We start from the raw sequence: 24,230 nt of genomic DNA on the forward strand, positions 1-24,230 counted from the left end.
CATTCACCACGAATGTATTGGGATGATGCAATCACCTGAGAACGCCGAGGCCATGCTGCAGATCGCGGCGGATGCCGCCGTTTCCAAGGGCGGCGAGGACCTCGTCGCCCTCAACGTCTCGGAGCCGCTGCCGCTCGTCGACATCTTCCTGCTCGTGACCGGGAACAGCGAGCGCAACGTCGCCGCGATCGCCGACGAGATCGAGGACCGCCTGGTCGAAGCCGGTCACAAGCGGGTCCGCCGCGAGGGCCGTGCAGAGGCCCGCTGGGTGCTGATGGACTTCGGCGATCTCATCGTGCATGTCTTCCACGGCGAGGAGCGCGTGTACTACGGCCTCGAGAGGCTGTGGAAGGACTGCCCCGTCGTGCCGATCGAGCTCACCGAGGCCGCAGAGCGCTCCTGAGATGGCGCTGCACCTGATCACCGGCGCCGGCTCCGGCATCGGCGCGGCGGTCGCCCGACGGCTGCACGAACGCGGGGACGACCTGATGCTGCTCGCGCGCGACGCGGGCAGGGCGCGTGAACTCTCGACGCGGTTCCCCGGCGCTTCCACGCTGGTGGGGGATCTGGCGCAGCCGGGGCGCCTGTCCTGGGCGTTCTCGAAGCAGCAGCTGCCCGAGCGCATCGATTCGCTCGTGCACGTGGCCGGCATCGTCGACCTCGGTTCCGTCGCCGATCTTCCGCCGACGCTGTGGGAGCAGCAGCTGGCCGTCAACCTCGTCGCTCCGGCCGAGCTGACCCGGCTGCTCCTCCCGGTGCTCCGGGTGTCGCGCGGGCAGGTGCTGTTCGTGAACTCCGGAGCGGGGCTGCGCGCCCATGCCGATTGGGGCGCGTACGCGGCGTCCAAGCACGGCCTGAAGGCCCTGGCGGACGCGCTGCGGGCCGAAGAGGCCGCGAACGGGGTGCGGGTCACCTCGGTCTTCCCCGGACGCACCGCGACCCGCATGCAGGAGCGGGTGCACCAGCAGGAGGGCGCCGATTACGTGCCCGAGCGCTTCATCGATCCCGAATCCGTCGCGACGGCCATCCTCACCGCCCTCGACCTGCCTCGTGACGCGCAGATCACCGATCTGTCGGTCCGGCCCGGCGTCTGACGTCGCGGACTACCTCTTCGCCGGCAGGCGCGCAAGGCCCTCGAAGGGCTTCGGGCTGCGACCTAGCGTGGGATCAATCGACCAAGGAGGCTGACCCATGGATGAGATGGACGAGCATCGTCCGCACGAGACGCCCGACGCCGAAGGCGGGCATCCCTCGCAGGCAGAGGGAGAGGATCCCGCATGCGCAGGACAGCACCCGGATCCGGCGCTCGACGGGCACCCATCGCAGGCGGAAGGCGAAGACACGACGGAGGACACCGATGGCTGACGGAGATGTGATCACCCGCTCGAAGAACGGTCAGTGGGTCAACCACGTCGAAGGCGAACCGGAGAACTCGCTGAGCTTCAGCAACCGCGAGGAGAGGCCGTGATCGCCGGCGCGAGCTTCGCCTCCGAGCGTGGCACCCGGCATATCGTCGAGGAAACGGAGCCGACCGGTGGCATCGGCGACGGCGGCGGTGAAGGCGAGGCGCCGGTGATCGTGGGGGAGAAGGATTTGGACGGCCCGCTCCCGGACACGACCGACCAGAACGGGATGCCGCTGGACAATCCTTCCGGAGGATGATGGGAACTCCGGCCGATCTCGCCGATCAGGCGCGCAGCCGGTAGCGCAACCGGCCCGCCGCCTCACACGGAGCGGCGCACGGTCAGCAGGAAGAAGCTGTCTTCCCGCGCGAGGACACTGTGCCGCTCCGGGGGAATGGGCATGATGTGCCCGGCGGTGAGCTCCCAGGACCGTCCCTGGCCGGTCAGCCGCAGGTGACCGGTGAGCACGTGCAGGGTCGCCTCCGGCGGGCTGTCATGCTCGGGGAGCTCCGCCTCGCCCAGCAGCGCCATGGCGGTCTGCCGCAGCACCGCATCGCGGTCGCCGTACAGCGTCTCGGCTGCCCTGCGGGAGCTCGATCCGCGAGCTTTTCCGAGCAGTTTCTCCTCGAGCTCTGCGAGGTTGGTGGGCGTCAGCGGAGATCCGGTCATGACCTGCTCCTTTCGATGAGCGACATCCCTGCCATCGTCGCATCGAACCCGCGAAATGCAAGACGGCGGCCGCCGGTCCGGCCCGGGGTCTGAGGTCCGTCACGCGCGAAGCTGGTAGCGCAGCTCCGGGCGGCCCACACCGCCGTAGGTCGGTGTGCTCGCGGCGAGTCCGGACTCCACGAGCCGCTCCAGGTAGCGCCGCGCGCTGACGCGCGACATGCCGAGGACCTCGGCGACCTCGGTCGCCGAGACGGGGTGAGCCTGCTCCTCCATGGTCTCCGCGACGCGCTGCAGCGTCACCCGTGACACCCCCTTGCGATTGCCGGCGAGCGCGACGGCATCCCGGCGCATCAGCGCATCGACGGTCACCTGATCGAGCTCGCCGGTGTCGCTGAACTCGGCATCGCGGGCGAGAACGCGCCAGACGTCGTCGAGACGCTCGTGCAGAGCCTGCATCGGGAAGGGCTTGACGACATAGTGATGGACGCCGTGCGCGCGGGCGCGGCGCACGGTGTCGAGGGCCCGCGCGGCGGTGACGGCGATGACCTCCACGTGCGCTCCCGTCGCGCGCAGCCGTCGCAGCACGTCGATGCCCGCCATGTCGGGCAGATACACGTCCAGCAGCATGACGTCGGGACGTAGATCGTCGAGCGCGCGCAGTGCGTCACCGCCGGTCGGTGCGACCGAGACGACCTCGAAATGCGGGTGCCGTTCCACGAACCCGCGCGTCACATGGGCGACGGCGAAGTCGTCCTCGACGATGAGCGTGCGCAGCCGGCTCATCGCGCTGCCCCGGCGAGATCCCTGACCGGAAGCCGCACGACGAAGCGCGCTCCGCCGAGCGCTGCGGGGCAGAGATCGATCGTGCCTCCGCGGCGCTCCACGACCCGCGCGACGAGCGTGAGACCGTAGCCGCGCTGGCGATCGTCGCTCTTCGTCGAGAAGCCGAGCCGGAACACGTCGCCGCGGTGCTCGATCGGGACGCCGGGCCCGTCGTCCGAGATCTCGAGCACCGTCATGCCCTCGTCGTCCCGCGCGATCGTCACCGCGACCCGCCCACCGCGCCCGGCGGCGTCGAGCGCGTTGTCGATGAGATTGCCGACGATCGTCGTCAGATCGCCGTCCGCCGGACCCGCCGGCAGCGCCGCGCCCGAAACGTCCAGCCTCACGCCGAGCTCCCGTGCCCGGGCGCGCTTGGCGAGCAGGATCGCGGCCAGCTCGATGTCCTGCACGCCGTCCGGGGCGTCCAGGCGGCTCAGCGCGCCGCCGTCGCCCGCGCGATCGATCACGCGGGCGGCCGCATCGAATTCGCCGAGCTCGATGAGTCCGCCGATCGTGTGCAGCGTGTTCGAGAACTCGTGTTGCTGGGCGCGCAGCCCTTCGGCCAGGCTCTGCGCGCCGGCGAGATCGCGCAGCGCGTGGTCGAGCTCGGTGCGATCCATGAGGGTGACCACCGTGCCCACGCGGCGCTCCTGCACGCGCACCGCCGCCGCGCGGGCGACGAGGACGCGTTCGCCGGAGAGCATCAGCCGCTGGGGTGTGGAGTCGTCGTCACCCGAGTCGGCGACGAGCGTCGTCAGGTCGTCGAGCAGCTCCGACGCCGGACGGCCGATGGCGTCCGCGGGCGCGTCGAGGCCGAGCAGGCGGGCGGCCGAATCGTTGCACAGAGAGACGTCGCCGTGCTCGTCGAGGGCGAGCATGCCCTCGCGGATGCCGTGCAGCGTCGCCTCGCGGGTCTCGAGCAGACCGCGGATCTCATCCGGCTCGAGGCCGTAGATGCGCCGACGCACGACTCTCGCCACGCCGGTGGCCGCGACCACCCCGACGACCGTGGCCGCGCCGAGGGCGAGCAGGAAGCCCGTGATGTCGCCGAGGAAGTCCTCGCGGAGCGCGGATTCCAGGATGCCGACCGACACCTGACCCATGACGGTGCCGTCGACGGCGAACACCGGCACCTTCACGCGCCACGACTCGCCGAGCGTTCCGGTCTGCGTGCCGACGTACATGTCGCCCGAGAGCGCGACGCTCGGATCCGTCGACACCCGCTCGCCGATCCGCTCCGCGTCGGGATGCGAGTACCGGATGCCCTGATCGTCGGTGACGACGACGTACGCGACGTTGGACGAATCGCGGATGAGCTCGGCGATTGGCTGGATGACCGCCGCAGGATCGGGGTCGTCGTACGCGTCGATGATCGTCGGCAGCTGCGCCACGGACTGCGCGACGGCGATCATCCGCTCCTGCGACGCCTCGCGGATCTGACGCTCCTGCATGAGCATCGCCGCCAGCCCGACCGTGAGCACGATCGCGAGCACGATGAACACCTGCAGCAGCACGAGCTGCGTGCGGAGCGTCATCGCCTTCACCACGCCCACCATCGTATTCGAGCGCCAGGCGGCCGCTCAGGGTACGAAATGACCGGAACCCCCGGTTCTGAACACAACCCGGATCTCGGGCGCCGACCGCCATAGGCTCACCCGGACCCGACCCGGCACCGAAGCCGGCACCAGGACTCGAGGAGGAGTTCATGACACAGCACATCCGCACCCGCTCGGCAGCGGCGGCCGTTCTCGGCGTCACCGCGCTGGTCCTCGCCGCGTGCAGCGGAACGTCATCACCCGGAGGCGACGGAGGCGCAGGCGGCGTGAGCATCGACAGCGTCGCCGTCGTCGCACCGGCGGACCCGGGCGGCGGGTGGGACCAGACGGCGCGCGCGTTCGCGCAGGCGCTCAGCGACGAGAAGCTCGTCTCGTCGGCGCCGGTCACGAACATCGGCGGCGCCGGCGGCACCGTAGGCCTGGCCTCGCTCGCCACGGAGTCGAACCCGAACACCCTGATGGTCACGGGCAGCGTCATGCTCGGCGCCGTCGAGACGAACGCCTCGGACGTCCGCGTCGAGGAGATGACGCCGATCGCCAAGCTCACCGAGGAGCCGCTCGTGATCGTCGTGCCCAAGGACAGCCCGTACGACACGATCGACGACTTCGTCAGCGCGTGGGCCGAGGAGGGCGCAGATGTCGCCGTCACCGGAGGCTCGGCCGGAGGCATCGACCACATCCTCGCCGCCCTGCTGCTGACGGACGCCGGCGTCGACGCCGCCGATGTCCCGTCGACGCTGAACTACATCGCCAACTCCGGCGGCGGGGAGGCGCTCACGCTGCTGCTGGGCGGCCAGGTGCAGGCCGGCATCTCCGGCGTCGGCGAGTTCGCGCAGCAGGTCGAGGCCGGCGAGCTGAAAGCACTCGCGGTCTCGTCCGACGCTCCGGCACTCCTCCTTCCGGAGGTCCCGACGCTCACGGACGAGGGCATCGACATCGTCGTGACCAACTGGCGCGGGCTCATCGCACCCGGAGGCATCTCGGACGACGAGAAGACGGCCCTGGAGGACCTCGTGACCCAGGTGCACGACAGCGCGGCGTGGACCGGCGTCCTCGAGGACAACGGCTGGACGGACGCGTTCGTCGTCGGCGACGAGTTCTCGAGCTTCCTCGACGGCGACATCACCACCACGAAGGACACGCTCAAGACGATCGGTTTGATCGAATGACGGATCCGGTCACCATGGGGGCGCCGGTCGCGGCCGGCGCCCCCCGCTCCCGCAGAGTCGGCGAGCTCGTCTTCGTCGCCGTGATCATCGCGTTCGCCGCCATGGCGCTCGTGACGACCGGATACATCCGCGAACCGATCGGCTCGTCGAACGTGCTCGGGGCGCGCGTGGTGCCCTATGCCGTGACCGGGCTGATGCTCGTGGCGTCGCTCGGCGCGTTCATCGCCGTGCTGCGCGGGGACGTCGGCGCGCCGGACGAGGGCGAGGACGTCGACACCGAGGCGAAGACGTCGTGGAGGACGGTCGTCCTGCTCGCACTCTCGTTCGCCTCGCTCATCGTCGTCATCCCCGTCGCCGGGTGGCCGGCGGGGGTCGTCGTGCTCTTCACCGGCGCGTCTCTGGCTCTCGGAGCCGCGAGCTGGTGGCGCGCACTGCTGATCGGGCTCGGACTGGGGATCGTCACCCAGGTGCTGTTCGGCACGCTGCTCGGACTCTCCCTGCCCGCGTTCGGAACGATCCTGCCGGGCCTCGTGGGCGGATCGGGGGTGTTCGGTGGATAGCCTGCAACTGCTCATGGACGGCTTCGCGACAGCTCTGCAGCCGCAGTACCTGCTGTTCGCGTTCGTCGGCGTCCTGCTCGGCACGGCGGTCGGCGTGCTCCCCGGCATCGGGCCTGCGATGACGGTGGCGCTGCTGCTGCCGCTGACCTACACGCTCGATGTCACCAGCGCCATCATCATGTTCGCCGGCATCTACTACGGCGGCATGTACGGCGGGTCGACGACATCGATCCTGCTGAACACCCCGGGGGAGTCCGCCTCGATCGTCACCGCGCTCGAGGGCAACAAGATGGCCAGGATGGGTCGCGCCACAGCCGCCCTCGCGACGGCGGCGATCGGCTCGTTCATCGCGGGCACGATCGCGACGGGCCTGCTGACTCTGTTCGCCCCGGTCATCGCCGACTTCGCCGTCACTCTCGGGCCCGGCGACTACTTCGCCCTCATGATCGTCGCGTTCCTCACGGTCGGGGCGCTTCTCGGGGCGAGTCCGATCCGCGGCATCGTGTCGCTCGCGATCGGGCTGTTCCTCGGTCTCGTCGGCACCGACACGCTCACAGGGCAGGCGCGCTTCACCTTCGGCATCCCGAATCTCGGAGACGGCATCGACGTCGTCATCGTCGCGGTCGGACTGTTCGCGGTCGGCGAGGCGCTCTACGTGGGCTCGCGCCTGCGCAGCGGGGCGCTGCCGATCATCCCCGTGTCGGGGAGCTGGCGCTCCTGGATGAAGAAGAGCGACTGGAAGAGGTCGTGGAAGCCCTGGCTGCGCGGCACGGCGATCGGCTTCCCGATCGGATCGATCCCGGCCGGCGGCGCCGATGTCGCGACCTTCCTGTCGTACGCAACAGAGAAGCGGATGGCCAAGGAGCCGTACCGCAAGCAGTTCGGCAAGGGCGCGATCGAGGGCGTCGCCGGTCCTGAGGCGGCCAACAACGCCGCGGCCGCGGGTGTGCTCGTGCCGCTCCTGACGCTGGGACTGCCGACCACGGCGACCGCCGCGATCATCATCTCGGCGTTCCAGACCTACGGCATCCGGCCGGGTCCGCTGCTGTTCGACAGTCAGCCGGCGCTCGTGTGGGCGCTGATCGCCAGCCTGTACATCGGCAACGTCGTGCTCATCATCCTCAACCTGCCGCTGGTGGGCATGTGGGCGAAGGTGCTGCAGATCCCGCGCCCGTACCTGTACGCCGGCATCCTCGTGTTCGCGGGGCTCGGAGCGTACGCGGCGAACTTCACGGTGTTCGACATCGGCATCCTGCTGCTGCTCGGCGTGATCGGGTTCTTCATGCGCCGCCACGGCTACCCGGTCTCGCCGATGGTGGTGGGGGCCATCCTCGGGCCCATGGCCGAGGAGCAGTTGCGCAAGGCCATGGCGATCAGCCAGGGCGACCCGCTGTACCTCGTGCACAGCCCGGTGTCGATCGTGATCTACTGCGTCATGATCGTCATCATCGTCCTCGGCGTCTGGCTCAAGCGGCGTCAGGCGCGGTTCGAGCAGGCACTGGCCGAGGTCGACACCGCGACGATCCGCACGGTCGATGCGGAGATCGCCGAGCAGCTGCGCAAGCGCTGAACCCGGATCCTCGACGAAACAGGGGACGGCCGCGGGAAGCGGCCGTCCCCTGCGGGCGCTCAGATGATCTGGCGCCCCTCCTTCTTGGCCTGCCGCGCGTCCTTCGCGAACGCACGGATGATCACGGCGAGGGTTCCGATGACGATCACCGGCCACACGAGCACGTACGCGGTCATGAGGATGGTCTCCATGTCACTGCTCCTTTCCGGAGTAGGCGGAGTCGGCGTCCTTCACGACGTTCTCCGCGCTGGCGATGATCTCAGTCTCGGCGGTGTCGAATTCGCCCGTGCGATGCCGGATCACCGAGAAGTCGAACCGCTTGTCGGTGTTCAGCATCGTGAGACCCGCGCACACGATGGTGCTGACCGCGTAGGCGACCAGCGAACCGGACAGCACGGGGTAGGTGTGCAGGAACCCGATCGCGAACGGCGCGGATGCGACGGCGGCGACGGCTCCGACCACCAGGGCGACCCGGAGGCCGAAGAACCCGAAAGCCATGAGGCCGAGCACGACGCCGATGCCGATCACGGCCAGCACGTCCGTCGCGATCCCGAGACCGCCGGACAGGTCGATCCATTCGAAGCGCACCGGCAGGAACACCGCCAGGGCCGCGATCACCGCGGCGGTGAAGGCGACGTTGGTGACGCGGTTCCAGTAGAAGCTGGCGATCACCGGGAACACGAGTGCACCCCACAGTGCTCCGACGAATACGAGCAGGTCGAGGATGTTGAACTGCATCGATGCGAAGCCGAGTGCCGCGGCGGTCGCTCCCACCATCGTGAGCCTGCCGACCAGCAGCATGGTCTTCGGGTTCGCGTTCTTCTTGCCCGCGATGTTCTGGCCGTAGATGTCGGCCATCATGATCGACGACAGTGCGGTCATGTCGGCATCCGCGGTCGACGACAGCGAGCCGATGATCATGACGAAGAAGACGCAGATGAGGATCGGGCTGAGGTAGGTGGCAGCCATCTGCGGGATGAGGTTGTTGACGTCGCCGCCCATGGGCTCGATGCCCGCGTACAGGGCGATGACGCCGAGCATCCCGACGCCGATGATCGTCGCGCCGTAGCCGATCGTCGCGGTGACGAAGGTTTTCTTGATCAGGTCCTCGCGCACCGCGAACAGGCGCTGTGCGATGGTCTGATTGCCGATCGCGTAGGCCAGGACGGCGGCGATGTACGGCGCGCCCTGGTTGAAGAACGCGTCCGACGAGAAGAAGTCGCCCTGCTGCGGGGTGAGGTTCGCAGCGCCCGTCACGAACAGGTCGGGGCCGCCGGCGGCGAAGAAGATCACCGGGATGATGACGGCCACCGCGCCCAGCATCGCGAGCACCTGTGCGAAGTCGGTCAGCACCGAGGCGCGGAAGCCCGACCACAGGGTGTAGGCGAGCACGCCGATCGCGATCGCGACGATGCCCTGCGTGAACGTGAACGGCGAGAGCATCGAGATCAGCGCCCCGCCGGCGATGAGGTTGGAGGTCAGGCTGATCAGGCTGCCGAGGACGTTGGATCCTGCGAGCATGAGCTGGCTGGAGCGTCCATGCCGGGCGAACATGACCTCGGCGATCGTGTGAGCCTTCGGCGCGACCTGCCGGATGCGCCGGCCGAAGGGATAGATCAGCAGGATCATCAGCGCGCCCCAGAGCCCGTAGTGGATCGGACCGGAGATGCCGTAGGTGTACCCGGATGTCGCAGAGGCGTACATCGAGGATGCCCAGATCCAGGTCGCCGTCATGGATGCGGCGGAGATGCCGAAGCCGATCTTCCCGCCGCCGGTCATGTAGCCGTCCGCGTTCTCCTTCTTGCGGGAGATGCGGATCGACATGTACAGGCTGCCGCCGAAGAACAGCAGCATGAGCAGGACCGTCACTGGCCCTGAGAGTGTTTGGAGGTCGCCCACCGGATGGTTCTCACTTTCTCGTCGTGGTGCGGCTGAAGCCGCCGGTCGAAGGAGAAAGCGCTCGCTAGGTGGGGGAGGGGACTCGGGGGACGTAGATGGACACGAGGCGATCTGATGCTGTCAGCATGGCGAACGAACCTGGACCACTGAGGCGCGTGAGAACGCGCAGACGAGAGGCCCGGGGTGCGGCTCCTTTCCAGTCGTCCGCGGGCGCGCCGAACGTCGGTGCATCCTCAGCGGGATTCGGATGATCGCGATGGGCGCGCAGTCGGGCGCGCGTCGCACGAGAGCGCACGATGCGCTCTCTGCTCATGCATGCACAAGCATCCTTTTCACCATAGCAAGCCCTCAGGAAAGGGACGAACCGGCCTCATCCCAGCAGCACGAGGACGTACACCGCGAACAGGGCGAGGTGGGCCGAACCGTGGATCGCCGTCACGCGCTTCGCCGCGAAGGTCGTCACCGAGAGGAGGAGGGTCGCGCCGAGGAGCAGAAGATCCGCCGGGGTCTCGGCGAGGACGACGCTCTGTCCAGTGAGCATGCCGATCACGAGGACCGCCGGGATGGTCAGTCCCACCGTCGAGACCAGGGCCCCGTGCGAGAGGTTGATGACCCGCTGGATCTCACCGCGGAGCGCGGCGCGGATGGCGGTGATCGACTCGGGGAGGAAGACGATGGCGGCGATGAGCACACCGGAGAGTGCCACCGGCGCTCCCAGGCGGCCGAGCCCGTCGTCCAGGAGCGCCGCCATGTCGTGGGAGAGGAGCACGATCGGCACGACGGTGATGACGAGCAGCGCCAGGCGCACGACGACTTCGGTGCGGTGATCGCGGAGGACCTGCCGGATGCCGCCGGCATCGGCATTCGTGCCCGTCGCAGCAGCCCGCCGCACCCGGGGGTCGACCTCCGTGAAGTCGGATGCCTGGGAGCCCATCTGACGGAACAGGAAGCAGCCGTACAGACCGGCCGTGATCACGACGACGGGGATCGCCTGTGCCGTCGAGTAGGCGCCGTCGCTGCCGATGAGCGCGGGGAGCCCGAACGCCAGTGACACGAGGACGATGAGCATGGCCAGGTACATCGACGTCCCGGTGCGGTTGTGCGCCATCCCGCGATGACGGGTGCCGCCCACGAGCAGCGCGAGGCCGATCACGAGATTCAGGATGATCATCGACACAGCCATGACGGAGTCGCGTGCGATCGTCGTGTGCTCGCCGGGCCCCAGCATCACCGCGGAGATGAGCGCGACCTCGATGAGCACGATCGACAGTGTCAGCACGAGTGAGCCGTACGGGTCGCTCAGGCGGTGGGCCAGTGCCTCGGCCTGTTTCACGACGCCGAACGCGCATACGAGGATGACCGCGACGATGCCGACGAGCGCGATGATCAGGACAGGCACCGGGACCGGCGCCGCCAGCAGCGGATGAGCGAGCAGCAGGACGCCGAATGCGCCCCAGCCGAGCACGATCCTGAAGACGTCGGATGCGGTGCGGAACGGGATGCGGATGCGCACGGAGATATCCTCCTGCGGGGCCGTCCCCTGATCGTGGTGTGCAGAGCGGGTCGTCCCGCGCGGCGATGTCCGATCGACCAGCTCAGTATCTCACGCGGCGGCGATTCCTCGCTCGTGCACGAGGCGCGCGATGAGGTCCATGATCTGCGCCCCCGTCTCACTGCCCAGCTGCGCGGTCGGTTCATCCGCGAGCAGGATGCCCGGTGTCATGACCTCGGTGCAGCAACGAGAAAACCCCCGGATGACCGGGGGTTTGATGGTGGACCTGAGGGGACTCGAACCCCTGACCCCCTGCATGCCATGCAGGTGCGCTACCAGCTGCGCCACAGGCCCATCTCGCTTCCCCAGGTGACCGGGGCAACTCGAAAAGAATACAACACGTTCCGGCGTCCGCGCGAATCGGAGAACGGCCGGGCGGTTCAGCGGGAACACCCCCGCAGATCCATTAGTTGTCATGAACATGCAGATCCGGGAGAGCATCGTCATCGGCGCGGGACAGGCCGGGCTCTCGACCTCATTCCATCTGAAGCGACTCGGCATCGACCATCTGGTCCTCGACGCGAACAGCGCACCCGGGGGCGCATGGCAGCACCGCTGGGACGCGCTGACGATGGACGACGTGCACGGCGTCGCCGAGCTCCCCGGAGCCGAGGCGCCGGCCCGCGATGCGCAGCGTGCGAACATCGTCGTCCCGGCATCCTTCACGGACTACGAGCAGCGTCACGGGCTGCCGGTCCTCCGTCCCGTGCGCGTTGATGCGGTCACCGACGAGGACGGCATCCTCGTCGTTCAGGCGGGGGAGCGCGCATGGCGCACCAGGGCTCTCGTGAACGCGACGGGAACGTGGACGCATCCGTTCCTGCCGCACTACCCGGGCATGGAGACGTTCATCGGAGAGCAGCTCCACACCGTCGACTACCCAGGGCCGGAGCACTTCCGCGGCAAGCGCGTGCTCGTCGTCGGCGGCGGCGCATCCGCCGTGCAGTTCCTCGGAGCGCTCGCTCCGATCACCGAGACGATCTGGGTGACCCGTCGCGAGCCGGTCTGGCGCGACGACGAATTCACCCCCGAAGCGGGAGCGGCGGCGGTCGCGCTCGTCGAGCAGCGGGTCGCGCAGGGCCTTCCGCCGCAGAGCGTCGTCGGCGTCACCGGCCTCATGCTGCGGCCGCAGGAGCACGAGGCCGAGCGCCTGGGCGCATACGCCCACCGCCGAGGGATGTTCCAGCGGATCGAACCCGACGGCGTCCGCTGGGCCGACGGATCCTTCGAGGCCGTCGACGTCATCCTCTGGGCGACCGGGTTCCGGCCCGCCATCGCGCATCTGGCTGCGCTGCATCTGCGCAGCGCAGCGGGCGGCATCCAGCTCGACCGCAACGGGCGCGGCACGACGGCCGTGAAAGACCCGCGCATCCAGCTCGTCGGGTACGGCCCGTCGGCGAGCACGATCGGCGCCAATCGCGCAGGTCGCACGGCTGCGCTGGGCGTGCAGCGCGCACTGCGCGGCATCCCGACGCCCGTGACGTGATGCGCAGTGCGGGTTACCCTGGAGTCATGTCCCGTGTCATCGTCTTCGGCGGCCACGGCCGCATTGCGCTTCTGCTCGCCCCGATCCTCGTCGCCCGCGGCGACGAGGTCACCTCGGTGATCCGCAACCCCGATCACGTCGCCGATGTCGAGCAGACCGGCGCCACGGCTCTCGTCGCCGACATCGAGAGCCTCGACACCGCCGGGATCGCCGACCTCATCCGCGGACATGATGCCGTCGTGTGGTCGGCTGGAGCAGGCGGAGGATCCCCGGAACGCACCTACGCCGTCGATCGCGACGCCGCGATCCGGTCGATGGATGCCGCAGCCGCCGCCGACGTGAAGCGCTACGTCATGGTGTCGTGGCTCGGCTCGAAGGCCGACCATGGTGTGCCGGAGGATGACTCGTTCTTCCCCTACGCCGACGCGAAGTGGGCAGCCGACGAGCACCTGCGCAGCACGGACCTCGAGGGCACGATCCTGGGCCCCGGCACACTCACCTTCGACGAGCCGACCGGACTCATCGAACTCGACGCTCCTGCCCCCGCACGGGTCGCACGAGCCGACGTCGCCGCGGTCATCGCCGCCACGCTGGTCGAGCCGCTGACGATCGGACGCACGATCCGCTTCGGCAACGGCACGCAGGAAACCGCCGAGCCGATCGCCGCCGCGCTCGCGCGCTGACCGCCGTGCGCCGGTGGGTGCTGCTGACCGCGGCGATGCTGCTGTGCGCCGTGGCATCCGGCAGTTCGATGCCGGCGCACACCGCGTCGGCGGGCGGCCGTGACGTCCCGGTGCAGACGCCCGCGGAGCCTGCGCCGGTCGGCCCGTCAGCGGAAGCGGCCCGGCTGGTCGAGCAGATGACGCCGGCCGAACAGGCGTCGAGCATCGTCATGGGACACATCCCGACGGCGGACCCGGCGAAGCTCGCCGACTACATGGGCACGACAGACCTCGGCGGATTCATCCTCATGGGGGCGAACGTCCCGAACAGCGAGGCGGAGCTGCGCGCGGTCACAGCCGCACTCGCGTCCAGCGCCGATGTGCCGCCGTTGATCGCCATCGACCAGGAGGGCGGCGACGTCTCCCGGCTGCCGTGGGACGACTTCGCCTCATCGATCACTCTGAAGGAGCGTCCCGTCGCGCAGACGGCCGCAGCGTTCGCCGCGCGCGCGTCGCTCGTGGCCCGCGCGGGGGCGAACGTGAACTTCGGCGTCATCGCCGACACCACCGGCGACGCGTCCTCGTTCATCTACCGGCGCTCCCTGGGCGCCGACCCTGCGAGCGCCGCCGAACGGGTCGCCGCGGCCGTCACCGCGCAGGAGCCGCTTGTCGCCTCGACGGTGAAGCACTTCCCCGGTCACGGGGCGGCGCCCGGTGACTCGCATCAGCTCATCCCGAGCACCGACGAGTCGCTGGCCGAGTGGCGCCGCACCGACGCCCTGCCCTTCGAGGCGGGTGTGGAGGCAGGAGCATCCCTGCTCATGTTCGGGCACCTCGCGTACACGGCCGTCGACGAGGAGCCGGCGTCGCTCTCGTCGCGCTGGCACGAGATCGCCCGCGACGAACTGGGATTCGGCGGGGTCATCGTCACCGACGACCTGGGGATGCTGATCTCCACCGGCTTGCCGCAGTACGCGGACCCCATAGACAACGCCGTCTCGGCGGGCGCCCCTGGAACAGACCTCGTGCTCATGGTCGTGCACTCGACACCGAGCACGGCCGGGCAGATGGCGGCGGGCATCGCCGAGGCGGTCGACGAGGGGACGCTGCCGGCGGACCGTCTTCAGGAGGCGGCGGAGCGCGTCATGACCCTGCGCCTGGAGCTCGCGGCAGCTGGGTCGGTCTGGGCGCCCTGCGCGGAGTGCGAACCGGCGTCCTGACCGAGCCAGGCGTCGAGCATCCGGGAGCGCAGCGTATTGCCTCGCTCCGCGAACTCCCGCTGCCGGCGCACGTACTCCGCCTTGCCGTCCGCCGTCTCGATGCGCACGGGGACGACGCCCCAGTCGGAGAGGTCGTACGGGGCCGCCTCCATGTCGAGCAGACGGATGTCGCGGGCGAGTTCGAATGCGTCCAGCAGCAGTTCGCCCGGTACGAGCGGCCCGAGCTTCATCGACCACTTGTAGAGGTCCATGCCGGCGTGCAGGCAGCCCGGCTGCTCGAGGACGGGCTGATCGTCGCGGGTGAGGGCCGTGCGATTGCGCGGAACGGCCTCGGGCGTGAAGAACCGGAACGCGTCGAAGTGCGTGCAGCGCAGGTCGTGCGCCTCCACGACGGCATCCGTTTCCGCCTGTCCCAGGCGGAGGGGAGCGGGATGGCGGTGCTCGGCCTCGCGATAGACCATCGCCCACTCGTGCAGCCCGAAGCAGCCGAACTGGCCGGGGCGTGCGGCGGTGCGGCGCAGGATCCTCTCGATGAGGCCGGCGAGCGGCGCCTTCTCGCGGGCGAAGCCCGCGGCATCCGGCACGACCGACCCCGGCGCCGACCCCGCCGCGTACCAGCGCCACGCGGCGCGCTCCGGAGCGTCCGTGAGCTCGACGCCTGCGCCCGGATGCCAGCGCCGCAGCTGCGACGGCGAATACGAGTAGTACGTGAACAGGAAGTCCCACACCGGATGCTTCTCGCCCCTGCTCGCGCGCTCGCGATGCGCGGCTGTCAGGGCGTCCGCGCGCGCGTGATGGGCGCGCTCTCGCTCGGACCAGACGCTGCGGTCGAGGGTCGTCATGGCGGGCTCGTCAGTGCAGGATGCCGACGTCGGTGAGCCGTTCGCGCAGCCCCGCGCCGTCGGAAGCGGCGACCCAGGGTGCCGTGTCGTGGGAGTGGTCGTCCGAGGTCGCGCGACCACCGGCGAGCATCGCCTCGGCGGTCGAGAGCTGCCGGATCGCGACGCCGGCGACCGAATCGGGGTGGTCGGTCATGAACTCGGTGTAGATCGCTTCGTCGTGCTGGCCGTCGTCGCCGATGAGCAGCCATTTCACGTTCGGGAACTCCTCCGCGAGGCGCCGCAGATTGCGCAGCTTGTGCTCGCGCCCGCTGCGGAACCAGCGGTCATGAGTCGGGCCCCAGTCGGTGAGCAGCATCGAGCCCTTGGGGAACAGATGCCTGCTCATGAAGCGGCTGAGCGTCGGGGCGACGTTCCACGCCCCGGTCGACAGGTACACCATCGGGGCGCCCGGATGCTGTCGCATCAGCTGCTCGATCAGCACCGCCATGCCAGGGACGGGGATCCTGGCGTGCTCGTCGACGACGAACGAGTTCCACGCCGCGATGAACGGCCGGGGGAGGGCGGTGACCATCACGGTATCGTCGACATCGGAGACCACGCCGAAGCGCACGTCGTCGCCCACGATGAACGCCGTGCCCTCGACGGGCGCCGTGCCCTCGACCGACATGGTGAAGTTCTGCCACCCGGCATCGAGCTCGGCATCGATGACGGCGTCGATCACGCCGCCGCGGTCGGCGACCACCTCGTGGGTGCGACCGGCGATCACGACGCTCACCTTCGCGAAGCCGACCGGGATGCCCACGAAGCTGCGCCAGCCGCGCACGGACTCGGGCTCGCCGTCGGCACCGCGGCGGCGCGGGGGCACGATCAGCACACGCCCGACCAGACGCACCCAGCCGGTGCCGCCGTAGCCGGCGAACGGCAGAACCGTCGCGGTCCGACCGCGGCGGCGGGCCCGGCTCTCGCGCCACACGTGCAGGCGGTGCTCGAGGCGTGCGAACCAGTGGATCCTGGGCTTCTTGGCGGTGTCTTCGGACATCGCCCTCAGTCTTTCATGCCCGGCTGGGCACCCTCGTCACCGGCGGCATCCGTGACGCGCATGTGCCGGGCCTCCCACCTCTCGAGAAGCTTCTTGCCGACGTAGACGAGCAGCACGAAGACGACGATCGCGCCGACGAACACGTATCCGGCGAAGTGCACCTGGTCGACGAGTTCGCGGAACCCGCCGGCGGCGAGCGAGGTGACGCTGACGTACGCCGCCGCCCACAGCAGACAGGCAGGGGCCGTCCACGCGAGGAAGCGCCGGTACGAGTAACTGCTCATGCCGACGGTGAGGGGCACGAGGGAATGCAGCACCGGAAGGAAGCGCGAGAGGAAGATCGCCAGGCCGCCGCGACGCTGCAGGTACCGTTCGGCGCGGGCCCAGTGGGCCTCTCCGATCCGTCTGCCCACCCAGGAGCGGCGGATGCGCGGACCGAGCCAGCGCCCCAGCCAGAAGCCGATGCTCTCGCCGATCAGGGCGCCTACCACGACGGCGACGACCATCGCGACGATCTCGACGGGGCCGTCGACACCCATCGACGCGATGATGACGATCGTGTCGCCGGGGACGATCAGGCCGATGAGGATGCTCGTCTCGAGCATGACGGCGAGACCCGCGATGAGGGTGCGGGCGACCGGGTCGACCGCCTGCACGGCATCCAGGATCCACAGCAGGAAGTCGTCCACGCAGTCGAGAATACGCACCCTACGCTGAGACCGTGCCCCGAGACCTGCTGCCCGCCCGCCGAGGTGAAGAGACCATCGATCTGCCGGCCCTGTTCCGCGCGCTCGCCGCCGCGCACGAGGACGTGTTCTGGCTGGATGCCGGTGCAGGAGCCGAAGACGGCTGGAGCATCCTCGGCATCGGAGAGCCGGACCCCGCAGGACCGGGGGATGTGCGGCTCGACGCCGCAGAGGATGCCCATGCCGACGCCGATGCCGGGATGCCGCCGTTCCGGGGCGGATGGGTCGGATGGCTGGACTACGAGAGCGGCGCAGAGCGATTCGGCGCGCCGGCCGCACCGTCGGAAGGGGGCCCGGCCTGGCTGCGGGTCACCGCCGCGGTGGCGGTCGACCACGCGACGAGTTCGGTGTGGGAGCTGGGGGAGAGCGAGACCCTCCGCGGATGGTCGGACCCTTCGACAGACTCAGGGGCCGTCCACTCGATCGCTGAGCCTGTCGAAGCGTCCGTTTTCGAGGCATCCGCCCGGCACACCCCTGCGGAGTACGCCGCACTCGTCGAGCGGTGCCGCGACGCGATCCGCGCCGGCGACGCGTACCAGCTGTGCCTCACGACCCGCTTCACAGTCCCCGGCGCGCACGACGCGGTCGAGACGTATCTGCGCCTGAGGTCGGCGAGCCCCGCCCATCACGGCGGCTTCGTCCGGATCGGCGGCCGTGCGCTTCTCAGCGCGAGCCCGGAGACGTTCCTGCATGCGTCGGGGGGCAGCATCCGCACGCGACCCATCAAGGGCACGCGACCTCGCGGAGCGGATGCGGCATCCGATGCGGCGCTCGCCGCCGAACTCGTCGCGAGCCCGAAGGAGCGCGCGGAGAACGTCATGATCGTCGATCTCATGCGCAACGATCTCTCGCAGGTCTGCGAGCCGGGGTCGATCCGCGTGGACGGGCTGTGGGCGATCGAGTCGTACCCGGCCGTGCACCAGCTTGTCAGCACCGTCAGCGGGCGTGCGATCAGCGGTCTCGACGTGCAGACCCTGTGGGATGCCGCGTTCCCGGCCGGCAGCATGACCGGTGCGCCGAAGCTCTCGGCGATGACCCTGCTGCACGGGCTCGAGGATGCACGACCGCGCGGCGTCTACAGCGGGTGCTTCGGCTACGTCGGCGCGGACGGCGCGATCGATCTCGCGATGGTCATCCGCACCATCCTCCTCACCGCCGATCGTGCGGTCGTCGGCGCCGGCGGCGGCATCACCTGGGGCTCCGTCGCGGACGACGAGGTGGACGAGGTAGCGACCAAAGCGAGGGCGCCGCTGGCTGCGCTGGGGGCGAGTCTTCCCGCGGCCTGGCGGCGCGGGTGATCCGATACCCTGGAACTTCCTGACTTTTCCTGAGATTGGTCGTTCGTTGTCTGAATTCTCCGCCTCCTCCGCCGAGCCCGCCGACGAGTCCACGTCTGCGCACGCCATCCAAGCCAAGTGGCAGAAGTACTGGGCAGAGAACGAGACCTTCCTCACCGGAGGCGACGACGACCGCCGTCCCCGCAAGTTCGTGCTCGCCATGTTCCCGTACCCCTCGGGCGACCTGCACATGGGGCACGCGGAGAACTACCTGTACTCCGACATCGTGGCGCGCTTCTGGCGCCACCGGGGCCACAACGTGCTGAACCCGATCGGGTGGGACTCGTTCGGCCTGCCCGCCGAGAACGCCGCGATCCGCCGCGGCGCCGACCCGCGCGAGTGGACCTACCAGAACATCGAGCAGCAGAAGACCGGGTTCAAGGCGTACGGCGTCTCGTTCGACTGGACCCGTGAGCTGCACACCTCCGACCCCGAGTACTACCACTGGAACCAGTGGCTGTTCCTGCAGCTGCACGAACGCGGCCTCGCCTACCGCAAGAAGAGCCCCGTCAACTGGTGCCCGAACGACCAGACCGTGCTCGCGAACGAGCAGGTCGTCGACGGCCGCTGCGAGCGCTGCGGCGCCGAGGTCGTCAAGAAGAAGCTGACCCAGTGGTACTTCAGGATCACCGACTACGCCGACCGGCTGCTCGACGACCTGAATCAGCTCGAGGGCCGCTGGCCGCACAAGGTGCTGCAGATGCAGCGCAACTGGATCGGCCGCTCCATCGGCGCCGACGTGGACTTCCGCATCGAGGGTCGCGACGAGCCCGTGACCGTGTTCACGACGCGCCCTGACACGCTGCACGGCGCGACCTTCTTCGTCGTCGCCCCCGACTCCGATCTCGCCGCCGAGATCGCGGCGGATGCCCCCGCCGAGGTGCAGGCCGCTTTCGGCGAGTACCTGGCGACCGTGCAGAAGACCACCGACATCGACCGGCAGTCCACCGACCGCCCGAAGACGGGTGTGTTCCTGGAGCGCTACGCGGTCAACCCTGTGAGCGGCGAGCGGCTGCCGATCTGGGCCGCCGACTACGTGCTGGCCGACTACGGGCACGGCGCCGTCATGGCCGTCCCCGCGCACGACCAGCGCGATCTCGACTTCGCCCGTGCGTTCGACCTGCCCGTCAAGGTCGTCGTCGACACGACGGCCCCGGTCACCGGCGTCATCCCGGTCATCGACGTCGACGAGGACGGCGTTCCGATCGAGCCCGTCGAGGCGCTCGACGCGCAGCACCCCGCATCCACGGGAATCGCGCTGTCCGGCGAGGGACGCATGATCAACTCCGGCGACCTGAACGGTCTGTCCAAGCGCAACGCGATCGCCAGGGCGATCGAGCAGCTGACCGCGGCAGGGACCGGTCGTGCGGCGAAGAACTACCGGCTGCGGGACTGGCTGATCTCGCGTCAGCGCTTCTGGGGCACGCCGATCCCGATGCTGCACCACGATGACGGCACCGTCACGCCGGTGCCCGTCGAGCAGCTTCCGGTCACGTTGCCGGGTGCCGCCGGCCTCGACCTCTCGCCGAAGGGATCGTCGCCGTTGGGCGCCGCCGAGTCGTGGGTTCGCACGGTCGATCCCGTCTCCGGTGAGCCGGTGCTGCGCGACCCCGACACGATGGACACGTTCGTCGACAGCTCGTGGTACTTCCTGCGCTTCCTCTCGCCGAACAGCGACCAGTTCGCGTTCGATCCGGCCGAGGCGGCGCGCTGGGCGCCCGTCGACACGTACATCGGCGGTGTCGAGCACGCGATCCTCCACCTGCTGTACGCGCGCTTCATCACCAAGGTCCTCTTCGACATGGGGCTGATCGACTTCACCGAGCCGTTCTCCAGCCTCATCAACCAGGGCATGGTGATCCTGAACGGCGCGAAGATGTCCAAGAGCAAGGGCAACCTCGTGCTCTTCCAGGAAGAGCTCGACAAGTACGGCGCCGATGCGCTGCGCACGGGCCTGGCCTTCGCCGGTCCCGTCGAGGACGACAAGGACTGGGCCGACGTGTCGACCACGGGGGCGCAGAAGTTCCTGTCGCGTGCCCTGCGGCTCAGCCACGAGGTCGCCAGTCCCGTCGACGTCGTCTTCAAGGACGGCGATGCGGCGCTGCGCCGCGGCACGCACCGGCTGCTGGCGGATGCGCCGGGCCTGGTCGAGCAGACGAAGTTCAACGTTCTCGTCGCGCGCCTGATGGAGCTCGTCAACCTCACCCGCAAGACCGTCGACACCGGTGCCGGCGCGGGCGACCCCGCCGTGCGCGAGGCCGTCGAGACGGTCGCCGTGATGCTGGATCTGATCGCTCCGCACACGGCGGAGGAGATGTGGGAGGCGCTCGGTCACGAGCCGTCCGTGGGTCTCGTGACCTGGCGCCAGGCAGACCCCGCTCTGCTCGTGGAGGACACGATCACCGCGGTCGCGCAGGTGAACGGCAAGGTGCGCGCGCAGCTCGAGGTCTCGGCGAAGATCACCGCCGACGAGCTCGAGGCGCTGGCACGCTCCGATGAGCGCGTGATCCGGGCGATCGGCGACAAGGAGATCGTGAAGGTGATCGTCCGAGCGCCGAAGCTCGTGAACTTCGCCGTGAAGGGCTGAGCGAGCCCGAGGCGAATCGCAGCCGTTCATCCTGCACATCCGGCTCGGACGCTCGGGTATCCACGGAACGGGTGCATCCGGCATCCGATGATGCGCACGCGCGTCTAGCGTGGCGGGGTGCCAGCGACTGAACCCGCGCCTGCGCCCCGCGCGCGTCTGCGGTTGAGCATCGGCGCAGCCGTCGTGCTCGGCCTCGTGGTGCTCTCGGGTGCGGTCGGACTCGGCATCATGCGCGGGCAGGCGCAGCCGACGCAGACCGTTCAGGTCGACGCCTCCGACGAGGGAGTCGTGGCCGGCGGAGAGCTGTACGTGCACGTGCTGGGCGAGGTCGCACGTCCCGGCCTCTACGTCCTCGAGCCCGATGCCAGGGTCGTCGACGCCATCGCCGCAGCCGGCGGAACGCTCGACGACGCCGATCTCCAGGCGGTCAACCTCGCGCGCACCCTCAGCGACGGCGAGCAGCTCATCGTCCCGGCGGTGGGCGCCGTCCCGGAAGGAGGCGAGGGCACCCCGGTCGGCGACGGCCTCGTCGATCTGAACAACGCGGATCAGGCGGCGCTGGAGACGCTGCCGAGGATCGGCCCGGCGCTCGCGCAGCGGATCATCGACTGGCGCGAGACGAACGGACGCTTCGCCTCCGTCGATGACCTGCTCGCCGTTCCCGGCATCGGCGAGAAGCTGCTGGCGGGGCTGCGCGACCTGGTGCGGGTGTGACGGGTGGAGTCGTGAACGCCGTGACCGGAGTGCGCGACCTGCGTCTGGTCCCGTTCGCGCTGCTCGTGTGGGGCACGGCGCTCGCGTGCGTCTTCGTGCCGGAGCTCTCCTGGTGGTTGGCCGGTCTTGCGACGGCAGCGGGAATCGGGGCGCTCCTCCTCATGCTCCGCCGGAGCCGTCGCGGGGAGGCCGGCCCGGCGCTACCGGGCCCGGCGCGCCGTGACCGTGCGCGAGGCGGGCTCGCCGTCGTCGTGCTGTTCGGGGCGGCCGCGGCGTCGGTGACCACGGGCCTCGCGGTGCCCCAGCGGGCCGCCGCATCCGATCTCGACGGCCGCGTCGTCGAGGTGATCGCCGAGGTCTCGTCCTCGTTGTCCGTCGGCAGCGACGGGCGGATGTGGTTCGACGTGCAGAGCGTGCGCGCTGGAACGCTCGGTGCGCCGGAGCCCCTCGTCGTGCCGATGCGGGTGGGTGTCGATCCGGCTGCCGGTCTCGATCTCGGCGCTCTGATCCGCGTGACCGGCGACGCCATGGCGACCGATCCGGGGGAGCGGGCCGCCGTCGTCGTGTTCGGCATGCGGGTCGAGATCCTCCGCCCGGCGGAAGGTGCCTTCGGCATCGCGGCGCAGGTCCGCGAGGACTTCGTCGAGCGGGCGAAGCGGCTTCCCGAACCCGGCGCAGGTCTGCTGCCGGGCCTCGCCGTGGGCGACACGAGGGCCGTGAGCGAGGAGCTCAACGCCGCGATGCTCACGAGCGGGCTCAGTCATCTCACCGCGGTGAGCGGGGCGAACTGCGCGATCGTGGTGGGAGCGGTCTTCTGGCTCGTCGGCCTGTGCGGCGGCGGTCGGCGGTTGCGGGTCGTTCTCGCGCTGACCGCGCTGGCCGCTTTCGTCGTGCTCGTCACTCCCGAGCCGAGCGTGGTCCGCGCCTCGGTGATGGCGGCACTGGCGATGCTGACGCTCCTGTGCGGCAGACCGAGCGCGGGCGTCGGCGTGCTGTGCCTGGCCGTGACGGGCATCCTCATCTCCGATCCATGGCTCGCGACGACGCCCGGCTTCGCGCTGTCCGCGGCGGCGACGGCCGCTCTGATCGTCCTCGCCCCGCCGCTCGCGCGAGGGATGTCGCGATGGATGCCGCAACCGCTTGCCCTGGCGATCGGCATCCCCGTCGCAGCCCAGTTGACGTGCGGGCCGATCATCGCGCTGTTCGCGGAGCAGCAGTCCATCATCGGCATCCCCGCGAACCTGCTGGCCGACCCCGCCGCACCCATCGCCACGGTCGTCGGGCTGCTGGCGTGCCTCGCCGCGCCGATTCCGCCGATCGCCGACCTCTTCGCGGCCTCAGCCTGGCCCCCCGCCGCATGGATCGCGACGACGGCGACCGTCTCGGCGGCCGTACCGGGCGGCACGGCGCTGATCGTCCCGGGGATCGGCTCGGCTGTCGTGGTGGCCGTGCTCAGCGCAGCGATCGGGATCGCACTCGCAGGGACGACGCCGTTCGCCGGCGGTCTGGATCGGTGGTCGCGCGTGGCCGCCACGGCGGTCCTCGTGTTCGCCGGCGGTCTGCTCGGTGCGCGGATGCTGGTGACCGGACCGCTCGTCACGGCAACGGTGCCCGAGGACTGGACGATCGCGGCGTGCGATGTCGGGCAGGGCGACGCGCTGGTCGTGCGCTCGGAGGGCCGCATCGCGCTGATCGACACCGGCATGGAGCCCGAGCCGCTCCTGAGCTGTCTGGCGGCTCTGGGAGTGGACCGGATCGACCTGCTCGTCCTCACCCATTTCGACGCGGATCACGTCGGTGCGGCCGGGGCGATCGTGGGCCGCGCCGGCATCGTCCTGCACGGCCCGGTGCAGGAAGTCGGCGAGCAACGTCTGCTCGCGCAGTTCCGGGAGGCCGGTGCGGAGGTCGTCGAGGCATCTGCCGGCATGCACGGGTCGCTGGGCTCGGCGCGATGGCGGGTGCTGTGGCCGCAGAAGGACTCGGCGGCGTTCCCGGCCGGCAACGACGCCAGCCTCGTCCTGGAGTTCGAGGGCGGCGGTGTTCCGCGCTCGCTCCTCCTCGGCGACCTGTCCGAGACGCCGCAGCGCATGCTCTCCACCCGGCTGCGCACCACCTACGCGGTCGTGAAGGTCGCCCATCACGGGAGCGCCGATCAGGACCCTGCGCTGTACGCGCGCATCAGCCCCGCCGTCGCGATCTTCAGCGCGGGCGCCGACAACGACTACGGGCATCCGCGCGATGAGACCATCGCGATCACGGAGGGCACTGGCGCAGTCACTCTTCGCACCGACCGTCAGGGGCGCATCCTCATCGGACTCGACGGCGACCAGCTCGCCGTCTGGACCGAGCGCGAAGACAGCCCCGCCGAGACCGCCGATGTCGATCACCCCGAGTAGG

At 69.8% G+C, this 24,230-nt stretch carries 23 protein-coding genes and 1 tRNA gene; 14 read left to right on the top strand and 10 right to left on the bottom strand.

Annotated features, from left to right (window positions below; translation table 11 throughout):
• The first annotated feature begins 25 nt into the window (after positions 1-25).
• From rsfS to HWX58_RS12260, 4 genes are all read left to right on the top strand, one after another.
• A complete protein-coding gene (gene rsfS / locus HWX58_RS12245; protein ID WP_175988295.1) occupies positions 26-403 on the top strand; it encodes a ribosome silencing factor in 378 nt (125 codons plus the stop codon).
• A gap of 1 nt (position 404) precedes the next feature.
• Complete coding sequence (locus HWX58_RS12250) at positions 405-1,094, top strand: SDR family oxidoreductase (RefSeq protein WP_175988136.1); 690 nt, start codon at positions 405-407, stop codon at positions 1,092-1,094.
• Between the two features lie 97 nt (positions 1,095-1,191).
• A complete protein-coding gene (locus HWX58_RS12255) occupies positions 1,192-1,365 on the top strand; it encodes a hypothetical protein (protein WP_175988134.1) in 174 nt (57 codons plus the stop codon).
• A 99-nt stretch (positions 1,366-1,464) separates the two neighbouring features.
• Positions 1,465-1,662 (top strand): hypothetical protein, encoded by a 198-nt coding sequence (locus tag HWX58_RS12260; RefSeq protein WP_175988138.1) that lies wholly within the window; start codon positions 1,465-1,467, stop codon positions 1,660-1,662.
• A 62-nt stretch (positions 1,663-1,724) separates the two neighbouring features.
• Here HWX58_RS12260 and HWX58_RS12265 read toward each other — a convergent pair whose 3' ends face one another.
• The 3 genes from HWX58_RS12265 to HWX58_RS12275 form a co-directional block, all read right to left on the bottom strand.
• Positions 1,725-2,072 carry a cupin domain-containing protein gene (locus HWX58_RS12265; RefSeq protein ID WP_175988140.1) on the bottom strand — a complete coding sequence of 116 codons (348 nt, stop codon included), beginning with the start codon at positions 2,070-2,072 and terminating at the stop codon, positions 1,725-1,727.
• Between the two features lie 99 nt (positions 2,073-2,171).
• On the bottom strand, positions 2,172-2,855 hold the full coding sequence (locus HWX58_RS12270) for a response regulator (RefSeq protein ID WP_175988142.1): 684 nt from the start codon (positions 2,853-2,855) through the stop codon (positions 2,172-2,174).
• The gene (locus tag HWX58_RS12275; RefSeq protein WP_438268260.1) at positions 2,852-4,441 is read right to left on the bottom strand and encodes an ATP-binding protein; all 1,590 of its coding nucleotides are present in this window, start codon (positions 4,439-4,441) and stop codon (positions 2,852-2,854) included. The genes HWX58_RS12270 and HWX58_RS12275 overlap by 4 nt, the downstream gene beginning before the upstream one ends.
• A 158-nt stretch (positions 4,442-4,599) precedes the next feature.
• On the opposite strand from HWX58_RS12275, the gene HWX58_RS12280 reads away from it, so the two are divergent.
• The 3 genes from HWX58_RS12280 to HWX58_RS12290 are packed head-to-tail and all read left to right on the top strand — an operon-like array spanning position 4,600 to position 7,749.
• Positions 4,600-5,619 (top strand): Bug family tripartite tricarboxylate transporter substrate binding protein, encoded by a 1,020-nt coding sequence (locus tag HWX58_RS12280; protein ID WP_175988146.1) that lies wholly within the window; start codon positions 4,600-4,602, stop codon positions 5,617-5,619.
• Positions 5,616-6,179 (top strand): tripartite tricarboxylate transporter TctB family protein, encoded by a 564-nt coding sequence (locus HWX58_RS12285; RefSeq protein ID WP_175988148.1) that lies wholly within the window; start codon positions 5,616-5,618, stop codon positions 6,177-6,179. Before HWX58_RS12280 ends, HWX58_RS12285 begins: the two co-directional genes overlap by 4 nt.
• On the top strand, positions 6,172-7,749 hold the full coding sequence (locus HWX58_RS12290; protein ID WP_175988150.1) for a tripartite tricarboxylate transporter permease: 1,578 nt from the start codon (positions 6,172-6,174) through the stop codon (positions 7,747-7,749). The genes HWX58_RS12285 and HWX58_RS12290 overlap by 8 nt, the downstream gene beginning before the upstream one ends.
• A gap of 59 nt (positions 7,750-7,808) precedes the next feature.
• Here HWX58_RS12290 and HWX58_RS14885 read toward each other — a convergent pair whose 3' ends face one another.
• The 4 genes from HWX58_RS14885 to HWX58_RS12305 form a co-directional block, all read right to left on the bottom strand.
• Complete coding sequence (locus HWX58_RS14885) at positions 7,809-7,940, bottom strand: putative transporter small subunit (protein ID WP_217702991.1); 132 nt, start codon at positions 7,938-7,940, stop codon at positions 7,809-7,811.
• A gap of 1 nt (position 7,941) precedes the next feature.
• Positions 7,942-9,603, bottom strand: a complete 1,662-nt coding sequence (locus HWX58_RS12295; RefSeq protein WP_175988297.1) for a sodium:solute symporter family protein — start codon at positions 9,601-9,603, stop codon at positions 7,942-7,944.
• Between the two features lie 415 nt (positions 9,604-10,018).
• Positions 10,019-11,167, bottom strand: a complete 1,149-nt coding sequence (locus HWX58_RS12300; protein WP_175988299.1) for a calcium:cation antiporter — start codon at positions 11,165-11,167, stop codon at positions 10,019-10,021.
• Positions 11,168-11,418: 251 nt separating this feature from the next.
• Positions 11,419-11,494, bottom strand: a tRNA-Ala gene (locus tag HWX58_RS12305).
• Between the two features lie 127 nt (positions 11,495-11,621).
• Between HWX58_RS12305 and HWX58_RS12310 the strand changes: the two genes are divergently transcribed.
• The 3 genes from HWX58_RS12310 to HWX58_RS12320 are packed head-to-tail and all read left to right on the top strand — an operon-like array spanning position 11,622 to position 14,568.
• Entirely contained in the window at positions 11,622-12,686 is a 1,065-nt protein-coding gene (locus tag HWX58_RS12310) for an NAD(P)-binding domain-containing protein (protein WP_175988301.1), read from the top strand.
• A 26-nt stretch (positions 12,687-12,712) separates the two neighbouring features.
• Positions 12,713-13,369: an SDR family oxidoreductase gene (locus tag HWX58_RS12315; RefSeq protein WP_175988152.1), complete on the top strand. Its 657-nt coding sequence runs from the start codon at positions 12,713-12,715 to the stop codon at positions 13,367-13,369.
• A 5-nt stretch (positions 13,370-13,374) separates the two neighbouring features.
• On the top strand, positions 13,375-14,568 hold the full coding sequence (locus HWX58_RS12320) for a glycoside hydrolase family 3 N-terminal domain-containing protein (protein ID WP_250646227.1): 1,194 nt from the start codon (positions 13,375-13,377) through the stop codon (positions 14,566-14,568).
• Here HWX58_RS12320 and HWX58_RS12325 read toward each other — a convergent pair.
• From HWX58_RS12325 to HWX58_RS12335, 3 genes are read right to left on the bottom strand one after another with little or no spacing between them, the layout of a single operon-like run.
• Complete coding sequence (locus HWX58_RS12325) at positions 14,472-15,410, bottom strand: 3-methyladenine DNA glycosylase (protein WP_250646228.1); 939 nt, start codon at positions 15,408-15,410, stop codon at positions 14,472-14,474. The genes HWX58_RS12320 and HWX58_RS12325 overlap by 97 nt on opposite strands.
• Positions 15,411-15,420: 10 nt before the next feature.
• The gene (locus tag HWX58_RS12330) at positions 15,421-16,449 is read right to left on the bottom strand and encodes an App1 family protein phosphatidate phosphatase (protein ID WP_175988154.1); all 1,029 of its coding nucleotides are present in this window, start codon (positions 16,447-16,449) and stop codon (positions 15,421-15,423) included.
• A gap of 5 nt (positions 16,450-16,454) precedes the next feature.
• A complete protein-coding gene (locus HWX58_RS12335; protein ID WP_175988155.1) occupies positions 16,455-17,138 on the bottom strand; it encodes a DedA family protein in 684 nt (227 codons plus the stop codon).
• Positions 17,139-17,170: 32 nt separating this feature from the next.
• Between HWX58_RS12335 and HWX58_RS12340 the strand changes: the two genes are divergently transcribed.
• The 4 genes from HWX58_RS12340 (at position 17,171) to HWX58_RS12355 (ending at position 24,229) form a co-directional block, all read left to right on the top strand.
• Complete coding sequence (locus HWX58_RS12340; RefSeq protein WP_250646229.1) at positions 17,171-18,493, top strand: anthranilate synthase component I family protein; 1,323 nt, start codon at positions 17,171-17,173, stop codon at positions 18,491-18,493.
• Positions 18,494-18,539: 46 nt separating this feature from the next.
• A complete protein-coding gene (gene leuS / locus HWX58_RS12345; protein WP_175988157.1) occupies positions 18,540-21,119 on the top strand; it encodes a leucine--tRNA ligase in 2,580 nt (859 codons plus the stop codon).
• A gap of 117 nt (positions 21,120-21,236) precedes the next feature.
• Complete coding sequence (locus tag HWX58_RS12350; protein ID WP_250646230.1) at positions 21,237-21,833, top strand: ComEA family DNA-binding protein; 597 nt, start codon at positions 21,237-21,239, stop codon at positions 21,831-21,833.
• An 11-nt stretch (positions 21,834-21,844) separates the two neighbouring features.
• The gene (locus HWX58_RS12355) at positions 21,845-24,229 is read left to right on the top strand and encodes a ComEC/Rec2 family competence protein (protein ID WP_250646231.1); all 2,385 of its coding nucleotides are present in this window, start codon (positions 21,845-21,847) and stop codon (positions 24,227-24,229) included.
• The last annotated feature ends 1 nt before the right edge of the window (position 24,230 follow it).

The sequence above is a fragment of the Microbacterium tenebrionis genome, from assembly GCF_903645325.1.
Classification (GTDB): Bacteria; Actinomycetota; Actinomycetes; order Actinomycetales; family Microbacteriaceae; genus Microbacterium; species Microbacterium tenebrionis.